The 14,877-nt window shown below is 73.4% G+C and carries 10 protein-coding genes; 8 read left to right on the forward strand and 2 right to left on the reverse strand.

Translation table 11 applies throughout. The features are described 5' to 3' along the window. Positions 1-73 precede the first annotated feature (73 nt). From WMF33_RS39435 to WMF33_RS39445, 3 genes are all read left to right on the forward strand, one after another. Positions 74-1,597, forward strand: coding sequence for a sensor histidine kinase (locus tag WMF33_RS39435; protein WP_437333433.1), 1,524 nt, complete (start codon positions 74-76; stop codon positions 1,595-1,597). A 51-nt stretch (positions 1,598-1,648) separates the two neighbouring features. Beyond that, complete coding sequence (locus WMF33_RS39440; protein ID WP_437333434.1) at positions 1,649-3,031, forward strand: sigma-54-dependent transcriptional regulator; 1,383 nt, start codon at positions 1,649-1,651, stop codon at positions 3,029-3,031. A gap of 545 nt (positions 3,032-3,576) precedes the next feature. Further along, the gene (locus WMF33_RS39445; RefSeq protein ID WP_061626061.1) at positions 3,577-4,047 is read left to right on the forward strand and encodes a response regulator; all 471 of its coding nucleotides are present in this window, start codon (positions 3,577-3,579) and stop codon (positions 4,045-4,047) included. A gap of 75 nt (positions 4,048-4,122) precedes the next feature. Here WMF33_RS39445 and WMF33_RS39450 read toward each other — a convergent pair whose 3' ends face one another. After that, positions 4,123-5,160 (reverse strand): Rieske 2Fe-2S domain-containing protein, encoded by a 1,038-nt coding sequence (locus tag WMF33_RS39450; protein WP_437333435.1) that lies wholly within the window; start codon positions 5,158-5,160, stop codon positions 4,123-4,125. A 50-nt stretch (positions 5,161-5,210) separates the two neighbouring features. On the opposite strand from WMF33_RS39450, the gene WMF33_RS39455 reads away from it, so the two are divergent. Next, positions 5,211-6,287, forward strand: a complete 1,077-nt coding sequence (locus WMF33_RS39455) for an AraC family transcriptional regulator ligand-binding domain-containing protein (RefSeq protein ID WP_437333436.1) — start codon at positions 5,211-5,213, stop codon at positions 6,285-6,287. A 572-nt stretch (positions 6,288-6,859) separates the two neighbouring features. Here the strand turns inward: WMF33_RS39455 and WMF33_RS39460 are convergent. After that, positions 6,860-8,053, reverse strand: coding sequence for a hypothetical protein (locus WMF33_RS39460; protein WP_437333437.1), 1,194 nt, complete (start codon positions 8,051-8,053; stop codon positions 6,860-6,862). A 391-nt stretch (positions 8,054-8,444) separates the two neighbouring features. Here WMF33_RS39460 and WMF33_RS39465 point away from each other — a divergent pair, with 391 nt between their 5' ends. From WMF33_RS39465 to WMF33_RS39480, 4 genes are all read left to right on the forward strand, one after another. Then, positions 8,445-9,002 (forward strand): CAP domain-containing protein, encoded by a 558-nt coding sequence (locus WMF33_RS39465; RefSeq protein ID WP_437333438.1) that lies wholly within the window; start codon positions 8,445-8,447, stop codon positions 9,000-9,002. Positions 9,003-9,090: 88 nt separating this feature from the next. Continuing rightward, a complete protein-coding gene (locus tag WMF33_RS39470; protein WP_437333439.1) occupies positions 9,091-10,266 on the forward strand; it encodes an acyl-CoA dehydrogenase family protein in 1,176 nt (391 codons plus the stop codon). 151 nt (positions 10,267-10,417) lie between these two features. After that, entirely contained in the window at positions 10,418-12,472 is a 2,055-nt protein-coding gene (locus tag WMF33_RS39475; protein WP_437333440.1) for a M3 family metallopeptidase, read from the forward strand. Positions 12,473-12,966: 494 nt separating this feature from the next. Continuing rightward, positions 12,967-14,844: a PEGA domain-containing protein gene (locus WMF33_RS39480; protein ID WP_437333441.1), complete on the forward strand. Its 1,878-nt coding sequence runs from the start codon at positions 12,967-12,969 to the stop codon at positions 14,842-14,844. Positions 14,845-14,877: the final 33 nt, after the last annotated feature.

Here is a 14,877-nt window from a genome sequence, read left to right on the forward strand (position 1 = left end):
CCCCGGAACGACCGGCGCAGCGACGCTCCCGCTTGAGAATGCGCACGCGTCCTGCATCCTCCTCCGGGATCCCATGCGGCTCGCCAGCAAGCTCACCCTGGCCCTCGTCCTCGTCATGTGCGCGGCGCTGAGCCTCTACGGCTACCTCTCGGTCCGGCGCGAGCGGGCGCTGTTCGAGGCGGACATGCGGCGCGACGAGCACCTCATCGGCATCGCGCTGCGCGCGGCGGTCACCGAGAGGTGGCGCCGCGACGGGCTCGACGAGGCGCTCCGCGTGCTCGACGAGGCGAGCGAGCGCCAGGACGGCGTGCGCTTCCGCTGGGTCTGGCTCGACGCGCCCCCCGGCGATCGCTTCGCGCCCGCGCTGCCCGCCGACGAGATCGCCGATCTCGCCGGGGGCACCGAGGTGTTCCGGATGCAGCGCGAGGGCGACAAGACCGGGCGCTTTTACACCTACGCGCCGGTCGCCGTGGACCCGACGCGCGTCGGCGCGATCGAGATCTCGGAGTCGCTCGAGGAGGGAGAGTCGTACGTCCAGGCGAGCGTGATCAACACGGTGACCACCATCGTCGCCCTCGCGGCGCTGAGCGGCCTGCTGGCGATGACCTTCGGGCAGCTCCTCGTCGGGCGCCCGACGCAGCGGCTCGTCGACAAGACGCGGCGCATCGGGGAAGGCGACCTCGGCGGCCCGCTGATCCTGCCGCAGCGCGACGAGCTCGGGCAGATCGCGCGCGAGATCAACGCGATGTGCGAGCACCTCGCCGAGGCGCGCGAGCGCGCCGCCCGCGAGACGACCGCGCGCATCGCCGCGCTGGAGCAGCTCCGGCACGCCGATCGGCTCACCACCGTGGGCAAGCTGGCGTCGGGCATCGCGCACGAGCTCGGCACGCCGCTCAACGTGGTGGGCGGCCGCGCCAAGATGATCGCCCGCGGCCTCTCGCCGGAGGAGGCGGCGGACAGCGCGCGCATCATCGCCGAGCAGGCGGATCGGATGACGAAGATCATCCGGCAGCTGCTCGATTTCGCGCGCCGCCGGGTCGCGCAGAAGGCGCCGGCCGATCTCGCGCAGATCGCGCGCCAGACGCTGACGCTGCTGGAGCCCCTCGCCCGCAAGCGGGGGGTGACGCTCCGCCTCGACGAGGCAGACCTCGCCCCGCCGGGGGCGCAGGCCCAGGTGGACACCGGGCAGATGCAGCAGGTGCTCACGAACCTCGTGATGAACGGCATGCAGTCGATGAGGCGCGGCGGCGAGCTCACGGTCCGCGTCGAGCGCGCGCGCGCCCGCCCGCCGGCCGATCACGGCGGCGCCGAGGGCGAGCACGTGGCCATCCGGGTGATCGACCAAGGCGACGGGATCGCGCCCGAGAACATCTCCCGCGTATTCGAGCCGTTCTTCACCACGAAGGACGTCGGCGAGGGCACCGGCCTCGGGCTGAGCGTCTCCTACGGCATCGTGCGCGAGCACGGGGGCTGGCTCGACGTGGAGAGCGAGCTCGGCAAGGGCTCGACGTTCACGGTGTACCTCGCCCCGAGCGGCCCGGGGGGCGCGGCGCCGGCGGCCGGGGGCGAGCGCGGGCTGGCCGGGACGGCGGCCTAGCGACGGCTGGTGGCGGGCCCGGCGCTGTATTACGCAATCGATCGAGGAGAGATGGGACGGCGAGCGCTGATCATCGACGACGACGAGGCGATGTGCGCGTGGCTCGCGGCGGATCTCCGCGCGCGGGGCGTCGAGGCGACGACGCAGACCTCACCTGCGGAGGCGCTCGCGCTGCTCGAGGAGGACGAGCGCTTCGACGTCCTCCTGACCGACCTGAACATGCGCGGCATGGATGGGATCGCGGTCTGCCGCCGGGCGGCCGAGATCCGGCCGGATCTGCCGGTGGTGGTGATCACCGCCTTCGGCAGCATCGAGACGGCGGTGCAGGCGATCCGCGCGGGCGCGTACGACTACGTGACCAAGCCGGTCGACATCGAGGCGCTGGCGCTGGCGCTGGAGCGGGCGATCGCGCACCACGCGCTCAAGGCCGAGGTGCGGCGGCTGCGCCGCGCGGTGGCCGGGCCCGGCGCGTTCCCGGATCTCATCGGCCGGAGCGCCGCGATGCGGGCGGTGCAGGATCTGATCGAGCGCATCGCCGACGCGGAGGCGACGGTGCTCATCACGGGCGAGAGCGGGACGGGCAAGGAGGTCGTCGCGCGGGCGCTGCACGAGCGGAGCCGCCGCAAGGGGGGGCCGTTCGTGGCGATCAACTGCGCGGCGGTGCCGGAGTCGCTGATCGAGAGCGAGCTCTTCGGGCATGCGCGGGGCGCGTTCACCGACGCGCGCGCGGCGCGCGCCGGGCTGTTCGTGGAGGCGAACGGCGGGACGCTGCTGCTCGACGAGATCGGGGAGCTGCCGCTCGCGGTGCAGCCGAAGCTGCTCCGTGCGCTGCAGGAGCGGCGGGTGCGGCCGGTGGGCGGGAACGCGGAGGTGCCGTTCGATGCGCGCATCGTGGCCGCGACGAACCGCGACCTGGACGAGGCGGTCGAGGAGCGCCGGTTCCGGGAGGATCTGTATTACCGGATCAACGTGCTCCACGTGGAGCTGCCGCCGGTGCGGGCGCGGGGCAGCGACGTGCTGCTGCTCGCGCAGCGCTTCCTGGAGGACTTCGCCGCGCGCTCGGGCAAGGAGGTGGTGGGCCTGTCGCCCGCGGCCGCCGAGCGGCTGCTTGCGTATTCGTGGCCGGGCAATGTGCGGGAGATCCAGAACTGCATCGAGCGGGCGGTGGCGCTCACGCGGTACCAGGAGATCACGGTGGACGATCTGCCGGCGAAGGTGCGGGAGCACCGGCCGTCGCATGTGCTCGTGGCGGGGGATGATCCGTCGGAGCTGGTGCCGCTCGAGGAGGTGGAGCGCCGGTACATCCTGCGGGTGCTGGAGGCGGCGGGCGGGAACAAGACGCTGGCGGCCCGGATCCTGGGGCTCGACCGGAAGACGCTGCACCGCAAGCTCGAGCGGTGGGAGCCGGCCGCCGGGGCGGCGAAGGGCGGCTGAGGCGCGGAGGAACACCCCGGCGACCTCAACCTGAGTCGGGTCGCTTCAACCTGGGTTGGGGCGCTTCAACCTGGGGTGGGGCGCTTCAACCTGGTAGCCACCTCAACCTGGGTCGGTTCCTGGGCCTTCACCTCAACCCGGGTCGGTCCCCCTCGCCCAACCTGGGTCGGCCGCCCCAACCTGGGTCGGCCGCCCCAACCTGGGTCGGTTCCTGGCCCTTTGCCCGGCCCCCCGCCCAACCTCGGCCCCCCCAACCTGGGTCCGGCCGCCTCAACCTGGGTCGGTTCCTGGGCCTTCCCCGCCCAACCTGGGTCGGGCGCCCCAACCTGGGTCGGTTCCTGGCCCCAACCTGGGTCGGTTCCTGGCCTTCACCTCAACCCGGGTCGGTCTGCCCTGCCCAACCTGGGTCGGTCCGCCCCAACCTGGGTCGGTTCCTGGCTCTCACCTCAACCCGGGTCGGTTCCTGCCCAACCCGGGTCGGCTCCCGGTTCCCGCCGCCGCGCGCGGCACGCTGCCTGCACTCGGGATCTGTCGAAGGAGAACCCATGAACCCCGAGCAGCTCCGCGAACGTGCCTGGTCCCCGAGTGTGCCCCCTGAACCCCTGCCGAGCGTCCACCCTGTCGCGACGCCCGTCCGCGTTCTCCTCGCCGAGGACGACCGGGAGCTGCGGCTGCTGCTCGCCACCGCCCTCCGTCGCGACGGCTACGAGGTCCTGGAGGCGCGCGACGCCAACCACCTCCTCGAGCTGATGGGCGACGCGCTGGTCTCCGGCGGCGGCGCCCCAGCCGACGTCGTCGTCAGCGACATCCGGATGCCGGGCAGGAGCGGCCTCGAGCTGCTCGCCGGCCTGCGCCGCGACGACTGGGCCACCCCCGTGGTCCTCATCACCGCGTTCGGAGACCCGGAGACCCACGCCGAGGCCTACCGCCTCGGCGCCGACGCCGTGCTCGACAAACCGCTCGACGTCGACGACCTGCGCGTCGTCGTCCAGACGCTCGCCTCGATGCGTGGTTGACGCGCCCGCCGCCTCCGCCCCGCGCGCCCGCCGCCTCCGCGCCGCGCGCCCGCCGCCGCCGCGCCGCGCCGCGCCTCACCCCGCCTCGACCGGCAGCCGGCGCGGCTCCCCCTGCGGCTCCCCCTCCCGCTGCGCCTTCAGCCGCGCCCGCCGCAGCTTGTGCCACGCGAGGATCCCCGCGTCCGCGCGCACGAAGCGGCACGCCTCCAGGTCCGCGTCGCGCGGCTCCGACGACGCCAGCATCCGCTCGTCTTCCGGCTGGATCAGCCAGAACTCCATCAGCAGCCCGAGCCGCGCGAGCAGCCGCCCGATCGCCGGGACCGGCATGTAGTACCGCCCCACGATCGCCGTCCGCCCCGCGTCGATCGGCGCGCACCCCACCACCCCCACCACCAGCTTCCCGAACGAGAGCCGCAACGCCCCCGGGAAGCGCACCTCCATCTCGAACTTCCACCCCCGGCGGCCGTCCCACGGCGCCCCGTCGTCGTGGCGGAGCACCCCCATCGCGTGGATGACGTCGCCCTCCACCCGGACGTCATACGGGTCCAGCAGCGCGCCCATGCCCGGCACCCACGGCCGGTGCGCGAACGGCGCGTGGTGGAGGTCGAGCATCCCCTCCATCGCCCGCGCGAACGGCACGTCCCAGTCCGTCGACGCCGTGTGCGCGTGCCGCTCGTCCGCCGGCAGCCCCTCGAACCAGGGCACCGGCGGCAGCTCGTCCGGCCGCTCGCCCCAGAAGAGCCACACGAAGCCCCGGTGCTCGCGCACCTCGTAGCGCGTCAGCGCGAGCGCCTCGGCCACGCCGCGCCCGCTCGCCCCTCGCCCCTCGCACGGGATCGCCACGCAGCGCCCGTCCGAGGCGAACCGGAAGCCGTGGTACGGGCACTCGATCGCCCCCTCCACGACGCGCCCCAGGCCGAGGTCCGCGCCCCGGTGCGGACAGCGCGCCCGCGCCGCGACCAGCGCGCCCCGCTCGTCGCGGAACAGCACGATGCGCGTCCCGAACCGCTCCACCGTGACCGGCCGCTTGCCCACGCGCGCCCCGTCCGCGATGATGTACCAGGCGCCCTCGACGAACCCGCCGCGCCCTTCCTCGATGCCGTGCCTTCGCATGATGCTCCTCCGATTGCCCGGAAGCCTGAGGCTCCCTCGGCGGGGGAGCAGTGACAGCGCGCGCCACAAGGGCTGACCTGCGGCGCCAGCCCGCCCGGGCCCCGGCGCGCGCGCCGACGATCTGGGCCCGCACCGCCGCGCAGCTCGCCGACCACGCCGCGCAGCGCGGGGCGGACCGCGCCACGCTGCTCGAGGCCGCGGGGATCCCGGCCGCGGCGCTCGCCGATCCCGACGCCCGCGTCCCGCTCACGGCCTTCTACGCGCTCGTCGAGGCGGCCGCGACGGCCGCCGCCGATCCGCACCTCGGCCTCGATTTCGCCGGGCGATTCCAGCCGGAGCACTTCGACGCCCTCGGCTTCCTCGCCATGAGCAGCCCCACCCTCGGCGAGGCGTTCCACCGGATGCTCCGCTACCAGCAGGTCTGGAACGAGGGCGAGCGCTACACCCTGGAGATCCGCGGCGGCGCTGCGCACATCACCTTCGCCCCGTTCGGGCCCGATCGGCCAGCCCACGGCCAGGTGGCGGAGATGTTCGCGTTCGACGTGCTCGTGAACGCCGGCCGCATGTGCGGCGACCCGATCCAGGCGGTCGCGGTGCGCTTCCGCCATGCGCCTGCGGGCGATCCGGCCGAGAAGGCGCGGCGGCTCGGCTCGCCGGTGCGCTTCGGGGCGCCGCAGACCGAGCTGGTCCTGCCCGTCGAGGCGCTGGCCCGGCCGCTGCCCCACGCCAACGAGGCGCTCGCCGCCTTCCTCGAGCGCCACGTGCAGGTCATCGCGGCGAGCCTGCCGGGCGCGGCGCCGCCCGCGCTGTCCGACCGCGTGCGGGCGCTCCTCGGCGAGCGGCTGCGCGAGGGGGCCGACCTGGGCGCGCTCGCGGCGCGCCTGCGGATGAGCCCACGCACGCTCCAGCGCCGCCTCGGCGACGAGGGCACGTCGATCCACGCCCTGCTCGACGAGGTCCGCCGCGGCCGCGCGGCGGCGCTCCTGGAGGCGGACATGGCGATCGGCGAGGTGGCCTACCTGCTCGGCTACTCGGAGCCGAGCGCCTTCCACCGGGCGTTCCGGCGCTGGACCGGCGCGACGCCGGAGGCGTTCCGCGCCCGCGCCAGGGGGGCCGCGCCCCGGTGAGCGGCCTGCGCGCGCCCGTCCTGAGGGCGGCCGGTCGCGCCGCGCGAACATCGCCGACGGACGAGCCCGCGCCCTGGCCCGCGAGGGCGTCGCGGCCCGGCTACTGCCGCGGAGGCGACCTTTGGCACTGATTCATGCAGCTGACGTTGCGCCCGCACTCCTCGCTGCACTGACCGCGATCGGGCCGGTAGCCGCTCGGCTCGCGCGCCCGGCCCGAGCCGAGCCCCTCGCACCCGAGCACGAAGGACGAGAGGGCTGCGGCGCACAGGCAGGCGCCAAGCCGCGCGTCGCGCGCCGCTCCGGGCGCGCGACGCGCGGCACGCAATCAGGACTCGTTCGCTCATGGTGGCGATATCCTGGACCCGCATGCGCCGACCGGTAGCCGTCCACCGGCTCTCGGAGCTCCGTAGTCCGCCCGCTCGGTCGCGCGTCGGGCGAGCCGCATGGCGCGGAGCCTACGTGAAGGCGGGCGAACGGCGACGGCCGAGGCGAGCGCGCGCGGCGCCCGACCTCGGCCGTCCAGGAAGGTCACGCTCGCCCGGCCGCGGCCCGCGCCGCCGCCGGGCGCGCGTTCACTCGCCGCCCGCGGGGGCGATCCTGAGCTCGCCCATCACCCTGGTGCTGGCCGTGAGGCTCGCGTCGATGTTCTCGACCGCCTGCGTGATCGCGTTGCTCGCCGGGATGATGCACGCCCCCGCCTTCACGCTGCCGGTGACCGCGCCCTCGAGGTTGCCCGCGGCCGCGACCACGCCCTCGGCGCTGTCGAGGAGCAGCTGGCCGCGCGCCTGGGCGGCGACCAGGAGCCGCGGCAGGTTCGCCCGGAGCGTCGCGACCACCGCCTCGGCGCCCTCCCCGCCCGTGACGGTGACCGCAGGCTCCTTGCAGCTCGCCCTCGCGCTCGCGCTCGCCTCGCAGGAGCCGCTGCACTCCGCGGTCCCCGTGCACTCGGCCTTCGGCGGCTTGAGGTTGGTCTTGCACTTCGGCGCCTCGAACGTGAGACTGCACTCGCCCGAGCAGTCCGCGTTGCACTCCACCTGCGCGTCGGCCGCGATCTCGCACGATCCGCGGCACTCGCCCGTGCAGGTGCCGTCGCACGCCCCCCGGCAGTCGCCGCCCGCGGTCGTCGCGGAGCACTCGCCGTCGCACGTGCCCTCGCAGGTGCCGTGGCACGTGCCCTCGCAGGTGACGGCCAGGTTGGCCGAGCCCTCGCAGCTGCCCGTGCACGTCCCCTCGCACCGGCCCGAGAGCTGGCCAGGATCGCAGCGCGCGATGATCTCCGCCGGCGTCAGCTGGCACTCGACGTTGGCGCTGCACCTCGCCTCGCAGTTCGCCTGTACGCTCGCGTCGACCGTGCAGCTCGGCGGCTGGAAAGAGAACGACAGATCGGCCGCCGCCTCCCCGATCGCGTCGATGGCGAGCTCGCACCATTGCGTCGCCCGCTCGCTCGGCTTCGTCGCCGTGATCCTCGACGCGTCCTCGCCGAGATCCAGCGCGATCGCCTGACAGGCGCTGGTCACGTCGGCCACGATGGAGCCCGCGGCCCCGGTGAAGTCGGACACGGACTGCATGAAGGCACCGTAATTGAGCTCGGCTTCGCCCTCGAGCCCCCACTGCACCGTGGCGAGATCGGCGCCCGGCGTGAAGTCGCGACAGCAGAGGTCATTCTGCAGCTCCGCGGCCTTGTCACACCCCATCAGCGGAACGACGGAGAGCCCCGCCAGCGCCAGAGGGAATGTCGCGATTCGCCACGTCAGACGGATGTTCATCAGGAAACTCCTTGGTTCTTTGTCGGGAGCGCGTCCGGTGCCGGATCGCCGCGGCTGCGGCGAAACCCCATGAGGGCGGCCGCTCACCGTGATGCTCGGGCGACAGCCGCCGCCGAAGCAGGGCGACAATAACTCATAAACCGACCCGGCTGACAAGGACCATCCTGCGGAATTGTTCCCGCTCTCGGCGTCACCTTAGGGCGAGGCCCGTCAGCACGCCAGCAAGGCATGACGAGATCTGTTGATGTGCGACTCGGCGCGGGCACGACGCCTGGATGCGGCCGTCCAGGGGTGCTCTCCGGCGCGCCATGACACGGCACGTCGTGGTTCGCTCATAGCCATCCTCGAATAGCCGTTGCAGAGCTCGGCCGAGCCGTAGGACAATCGCCCCGTGACCACGCTCGGCCCACGGCTCCCCCGACTCTCGCGGCTCTCTCTCGTCCTCGCCCTGACGGCCGCGTGCAGCGGCTCGTCCGACGACGAGGCCACCGCGGGCCAGGCCGCCGGCGAGCCGCCCGAGATGGCCGGGATCACGGCGGCCCACAACAGGGCGCGCGCCACGGTCGAACCGCCCTCCGACGATCCGATCCCGGTGCTCACGTGGTCGCCCGAGATCGCCGCGGTGGCCCAGGCCTACGCCGACGGGTGCGTGTTCGGCCATAGCAAGAGCAGCTACGGAGAGAACCTCTACGCCACGAGCGGCGCCGCGGCCTCGCCGGAGGACGTCGTCGCGGCGTGGGTCGACGAGGCCGCCAATTACGACCTCGCGAGCAATTCGTGCAGCTCCACCTGCGGCCATTACACGCAGGTGGTCTGGGCCGACTCCCTGCGGCTCGGCTGCGGGGTCGCCGATTGCTCGGGCGACTCGCCGTTCGGCGGCGGGTCGTGGCAGCTCTGGGTGTGCAACTACGACCCTCCCGGCAACTTCGTCGGCGAGCGCCCCTACTGAGGTCCGCGCAGGCGGTGCAGGCGGTGGTGGACGGCGCGCCGCCCGCGCGTCCTCCCCGCCCCTCGCCCGCTCTGGTATCGCACGAGCGATGGACTTCGGATGGACCCCTGCGCAGCGCGCCGTCCACGACCGCATGCGCGCCCTCGGCGCCGAGGCCGACGCCGCGGCCCCGGACGACCGCATGCGCGTCCTCGCCCGGGGCGGCGCCCTCGGCCTGCCGATCGCCCGCGATCTCGGCGGCGAGGGCCTCGACCTCGTCACGACGGCGCTCGCCTACGAGGGCCTCGGCGCGACGCTGCGCGACGGCGGCGTCCTGCTCGCCGCGGGGGCGCACCTCTTCGGCGTGGCGCTCCTGCTCGCCCGGGTGGGCACGCCCGCGCAGCAGCGCGCGTGGCTGCCGCGGATGGCGACCGGCGAGCGCATGGCCACGGTCGCGGCGACCGAGGCCGGCGCCGGCTCGGACGTCGCGTCGGTCGAGGCCACGGCCGACCGCACCGCCGCGGGCTACCGGCTCACCGGCGAGAAGCGGTACGTGACCTGGGCCGACCGGGCCGACGTGTACTTCGCGATCGCGCGCGACGGCGGCGACGGCGGCGCGCCGGCGCGCGGCCTCACGGCGCTGCTCGTCCCCCGCGACGCCGCCGGCGGGGCGGACGCCGCGGGCGCCCCCGCCGCCGCGGAGGGCCGCGGCGCGGCGCGCATCCGCCCGGGCGCCCCGCTCGCGACCGCTGGCCTCCGCGGCGCGCGGCTCGCGCCCGTCTCGTTCGACGGCTGCGAGGTCGGCCCCGACGCGCTCCTCGGCCGCGCCGGCGCCGGCCTCGCCGTCTTCCAGATCGCGATGACCTACGAGCGCGCGCTGATCCTCGCCTTCCGCCTCGGCGCCATGGAGCGCGCCCTCGGCGAGGCGGTCCGCTTCGCCCGGGAGCGCGCGATCGGCGGCCAGTCGATCGCGCGCCACCAGGCCGTCGCGCACCGCCTCGCGCAGATGAAGCTCCGGCTGGAGACCTCGAGGCTGCTCGTCTACCGCGCCGCCTGGGAGCTCGACCAGGGCCACCGCGGCCAGGCCGAGGCCGCGCTCGCCAAGTGGCACGCGGCGGACTCGGCCTTGCAGTCCGCGCTGGACGATCTCCAGCTCCGCGGCGGCGCCGGCTACCTCGAGGAGAGCGGCCTCCCCTCCGCCGTGGACGACGCGCTGGGCGGCAGCATCCACTCGGGGACGTCCGACGTGCTCGCCACGATCGTCGCGCGCTGGCTCGGCGTCTAGCGCCGCCCGCCCCGCTTCCCGGCGCCTTCGCGCGCCCGGCACTAGCCAACCCCCGCGGACGCCTTTACCAAAGGAGGGCTGCGCGGACCGGCCGAGGGTGCCGGCGCCGCGCCCCGTCCGTCGGCCCCCTCACGCCCAACCAGGAACGATCATGACCGAAGCGACCGACAATCCCCTGCTCTCTCTCGGCTTCGAGATCCCGTTCGATCGCATCCGGAGCGAGCACGTCGAGCCCGCGGTGCGCGCGCTGCTCGCGGACGCCCGCGCCCGGCTCGAGGCGCTCATCGCGGCGCCCGGCCCCCGCACCTACGAGAGCACCCTCGCCGCGCTCGAGGCCGTCACCGAGCGGCTCGACCGCGCCATGAACGTCGTCTCGCACCTCGAGTCGACGTCCACCACGCCCGAGCTGCGCGCCGCCTACAACGCCGTCCAGCCGGAGGTCAGCGAGTTCCTCAGCGGCATCGCCCTCAACGAGGGCGTCTACGGCGCGCTCAAGGCGTTCGCGGCCACGCCCGAGGCCGAGGCGCTCACCGGCCCGCGGCGCCGCTTCTTCAAGAAGACCCTCGACGACTTCCGCCGGAGCGGCGCCGAGCTCGACCCGCCCGGCAAGAAGCGCCTGTCCGAGATCGACGTCGAGCTCGCGACGCTCACCCTGCGCTTCTCGCAGAACGTGCTCGACGCCACGAACGCCTTCGAGTTCGTGGTCGAGGACCCGGCCCGCCTCGCCGGCCTGCCGCCCAGCGCGATCGAGGCCGCCCGCCAGAGCGCCCAGGACAAGGGCCTCAAGGGCTACCGCTTCACGCTCCAGGCGCCGAGCTACATCCCGGTGCTCACGCACCTCGACGACGCCTCGATCCGCGAGCGCTTCTACCGCGCCTACAACACCCGGGCGACCGAGGGCGATCACGACAACCGCCCGCTCATCCGCCGCATCCTCGAGCTCCGCCGCGAGAAGGCCAAGCTGCTCGGCTACGCGACCTTCGCCGACCTCGTGCTCGAGGACCGCATGGCCAAGACGGGCGCCGAGGCGCGCCGCTTCGTCGCGACGCTGCGGGAGCGCACCGAGCCGGTGTTCGCCCGCGAGAAGGACGAGCTCGCCGCCTTCCGCCGCGAGATCGAGGGCCCGGGCGCGCCGCCGCTCGAGCCGTGGGACGTCTCCTACTACGCCGAGAAGCTGCGCCGCGCCCGCTACGACTTCGACGACGAGGCGCTCCGCCCGTATTTCCCGCTGGATCGCGTCGTCTCCGGGCTGTTCGAGATCGCCCACCGCCTCTACGGCGTGCGCATCGTGCCCTGGCAGGACGCGCCCACGTGGCACCCGAGCGTCCGCGCCTACCGGCTCCTCGAGGCCGACGGCGCCCAGAGCGCCGCGTTCTACCTCGACTTCGCCCCGCGCGAGCAGAAGCGCGACGGCGCCTGGATGCACGGGCTCGTCACGGGCGCGCCGAGCGACGGCGGGCGCGCGGCCGGCGAGGACGCGCGGCACCTCGAGGTCCTGGCGGGCAGCTTCACCCCGCCGGTCGGCGGCCGCCCCGCGCTGCTCAACCACCGCGAGGTCGAGACGCTGTTCCACGAGTTCGGGCACATGATGCACCACGCCTCCAGCCGGGTGCCGATCCGGAGCCTCGCCGGCACCAACGTCGCCTGGGACTTCGTCGAGCTCCCCTCGCAGATCATGGAGAACTGGTGCTGGGAGCGGGAGGCGCTCGATCTCTTCGCGCGCCACCACGAGACGGGCGCGCCCATCCCCGACGACCTGCTCCAGCGGATGCGCGCCGCCCGCACCTTCCGCGCCGGCGCCGTGACGATGCGGCAGCTCGGCTTCGCCGAGATCGACCTCGCGCTCCACGTGGACTGGACCCCCGAGCGCGGCGACGTCGTCGAGTTCGCGCGCGAGGTCCTCGCCCGCTACTCGCCGGTCCCGCTGCCCGAGGGCTACGCGATGATCGCCGGCTTCTCCCACCTCTTCTCGAGCCCGGTGGGCTACGCCGCCGGCTACTACTCGTACAAGTGGGCCGAGGTGCTGGACGCCGACGCCTTCTCCCGCTTCCAGGAGGAGGGCCTGTTCAGCCGGAAGGTGGGCGACGCGTTCCGGAGCCAGATCCTCGCGCTCGGCGACACGCAGGATCCGATGGATCTCTACAAGAGCTTCCGCGGCCGCGAGCCCACCCTCGACGCCCTGCTCCAGCGCAGCGGCCTCGCCTGAGCCCCGGGGCGGCCCCTCCCGGGGATCCGCCCGGCGCCGCGCCCTTCACGGCCTCCTCCCAGAGCCCGCGCGCTCGCCTTCTCGACCCTTAACCGGTTCATTTCAGCCTCCGTCTGCAGGCGCGGGGCGAGCGGTGCCTGCGGCTGTCGTCCTGGCGTGTTCGAGGCGCGGGCGCGCGGCGGGATGGCAATCCTTGCCGTGCCTCTGCTCTTCAGCGCTGGCAAACTTTGCCAGGGCGGCAACGCTTGCCTCTGCAGGCTGGATCCGTGAGCGAGCTCGATTGGCGCGGCAGCCGCTCGTGCGCCGCGCTCTGCGCGTCTCGCCGCCCATTGTCGCAGGAAATGCCCCTCGCGCGGCGGGGCGGCACGCCGGTTGCGATAGCGCCCTGCCAGCCGCGCTGCCACGGACGCGGCTCGCCCACGGAGGCGGGCCGCGTCGGGCCGGCGCGAGGCGGAGCGGGACTAGCGCTCCGCCAATCCAAAGGAGATCATCGAATGCGACGTTTACGTTTCATGATGACGACCTCGTGCGCGCTCGCGCTCGCCGCCTGCGCACAGGGGACCAGCACGGACAAGCAGTTCGTTGATGAGGTGGGGCAGGCCCTCGTGAACCCGGCGTCGGTGCTCGGGTTCGAGAGCACCGCAGACTGGACGGCCTCCGGCGGCGTGAAGAGCGCGAGCGCCGATCACTCCCAGGGCACCTCCGCGCTCGCCCTGCGGAACTTCAACTTCGTCGAGCTCCAGTCCGTGCCGCTGACTACCGTGTCGGGCGCGACCTCGACGATCGCCTTCGACCTGAAGCCGCCGGTGTCGCCCGGCTTCGGCAACGCGCAGCTCGTCGTGAACATCCCGTCCCAGGGCGTGCACAGCGTGTGGTTGGGTCAGGTGAACCTCGCCGGGCTGCCCGCGGGCACGTACAGCCCGATCTCGTTCAGCGTGCCGGCGAACGTCGTCAGCGCCCTGAGCAACACCTACAGCGATCTGACGTTCAAGATCGTCCTGAATGTCCCGCAGACGACGACCGATTACGTGGTCGACAACCTACGCTTCGTGGGCGGCGCGCCGGCCGGTACTTCCAAGGTGGAGCTGCGCGTCTCGAGCGCGGACGACCGGCTCGTCCTTTACGTGAACGGCCTGCAGCGGAGCATGTTCGACATCGACGATCCGAGCATCGGCCAGCGCATCGACGTGAGCGACTGGTTCGGGAGCGGCGACAACGATCTCCGGATCCAGGCCATCAACACCGAAGGATCGACGAGCTACGGCGTCGAGGTCTGGGTCGACAACCAGCTCGTCGTGAACGCGACGTGCCCCGCGACCCTGTGCAACGGCCAGCAGGTGCGGCAGGGGATCGTGGCGGATCTGACGTACTCCGTGGACACCCCGAACCGGCCCGCGTACCAGCCTGTCACCGTGACGGCGACGAGCGCGCAGCCCGGCAAGGTGTACGTGAACGACGTTTACACCGGGCGCTCCACGCCGACCACGCTCTCGCTGCCGCCGGGCGACTACACCATCGGCGTCGGGCTCGGCACCCAGTCGCCGCCCTACGACTACACGGGCTCATATCGGGAGCAGAGCGTGACCGTCGGCGCGTCGCCCATGACCGTCGACGTCACCGCGAACCCGCCGCTCGGGGTCCAGGAGGACACGCGCATCGGGATCCTGCCCATCCGGACGAGCATCAACTACAGCGCGTCGCTCGGCGGAGCGGACCCGTCGAACGTCGGCGTGCTCTCCGAGGACGACATCGAGACGCTCTTGACGCAGGCGAGGGCGACCAGCGCCAGGTGGCTCGAGCCGCTGTCGTATGGGCTCGCCAAGTGGACCGTCGATGTCCTGCCCCCCGTCGAGGACGTGCCGATCTACGAGCCGAACCACGATGGGTGGGACACTGGGCGCTTCCAGAGCGAGCACCCGACCGCGCACCTGCTCTCGGACTACGACATGATCGTGTTCTTCATCCCGCAGCACCGGGCCGACGGCACGCTGGTGGATGACGTGAGCAACCTCGCGTGGGCCTGGGACGACCGGTATCTCGCGATCCCCACCACCTACATCGGCGAAGGGATCGGCGTCCCGAACGCCGGGCTCCTCCACGAGGTGATCCATAACTACGAGGGGTACAACCGCAACGTGCTGCGCTCGTACAACGGGATCCACGGGCTGCACGGCGCCTCGAACCACGGTTATTACGACGGTTCCAACGGCGAGCACGACTTCGTGTACTTCTATCGCCACTTCCTCCGCGGTCAGGTCGCCGAGTTCGAGGCCATGCGGCCCGATCAGGACTGGCCCGCGATCGGGGCGACCTCGGGGAGCCTCTACCTCGGCGTCTTCCCGGTCCTGCGCCACGGCTTCAACGTGCGGTGACGTAGCAGCACGGTCTCTCGGGTCGGGCCCCCG

The organism is Sorangium sp. So ce394 (assembly GCF_051474665.1).
In the GTDB taxonomy this organism is placed as follows: Bacteria; Myxococcota_A; Polyangia; order Polyangiales; family Polyangiaceae; genus Sorangium; species Sorangium cellulosum_D.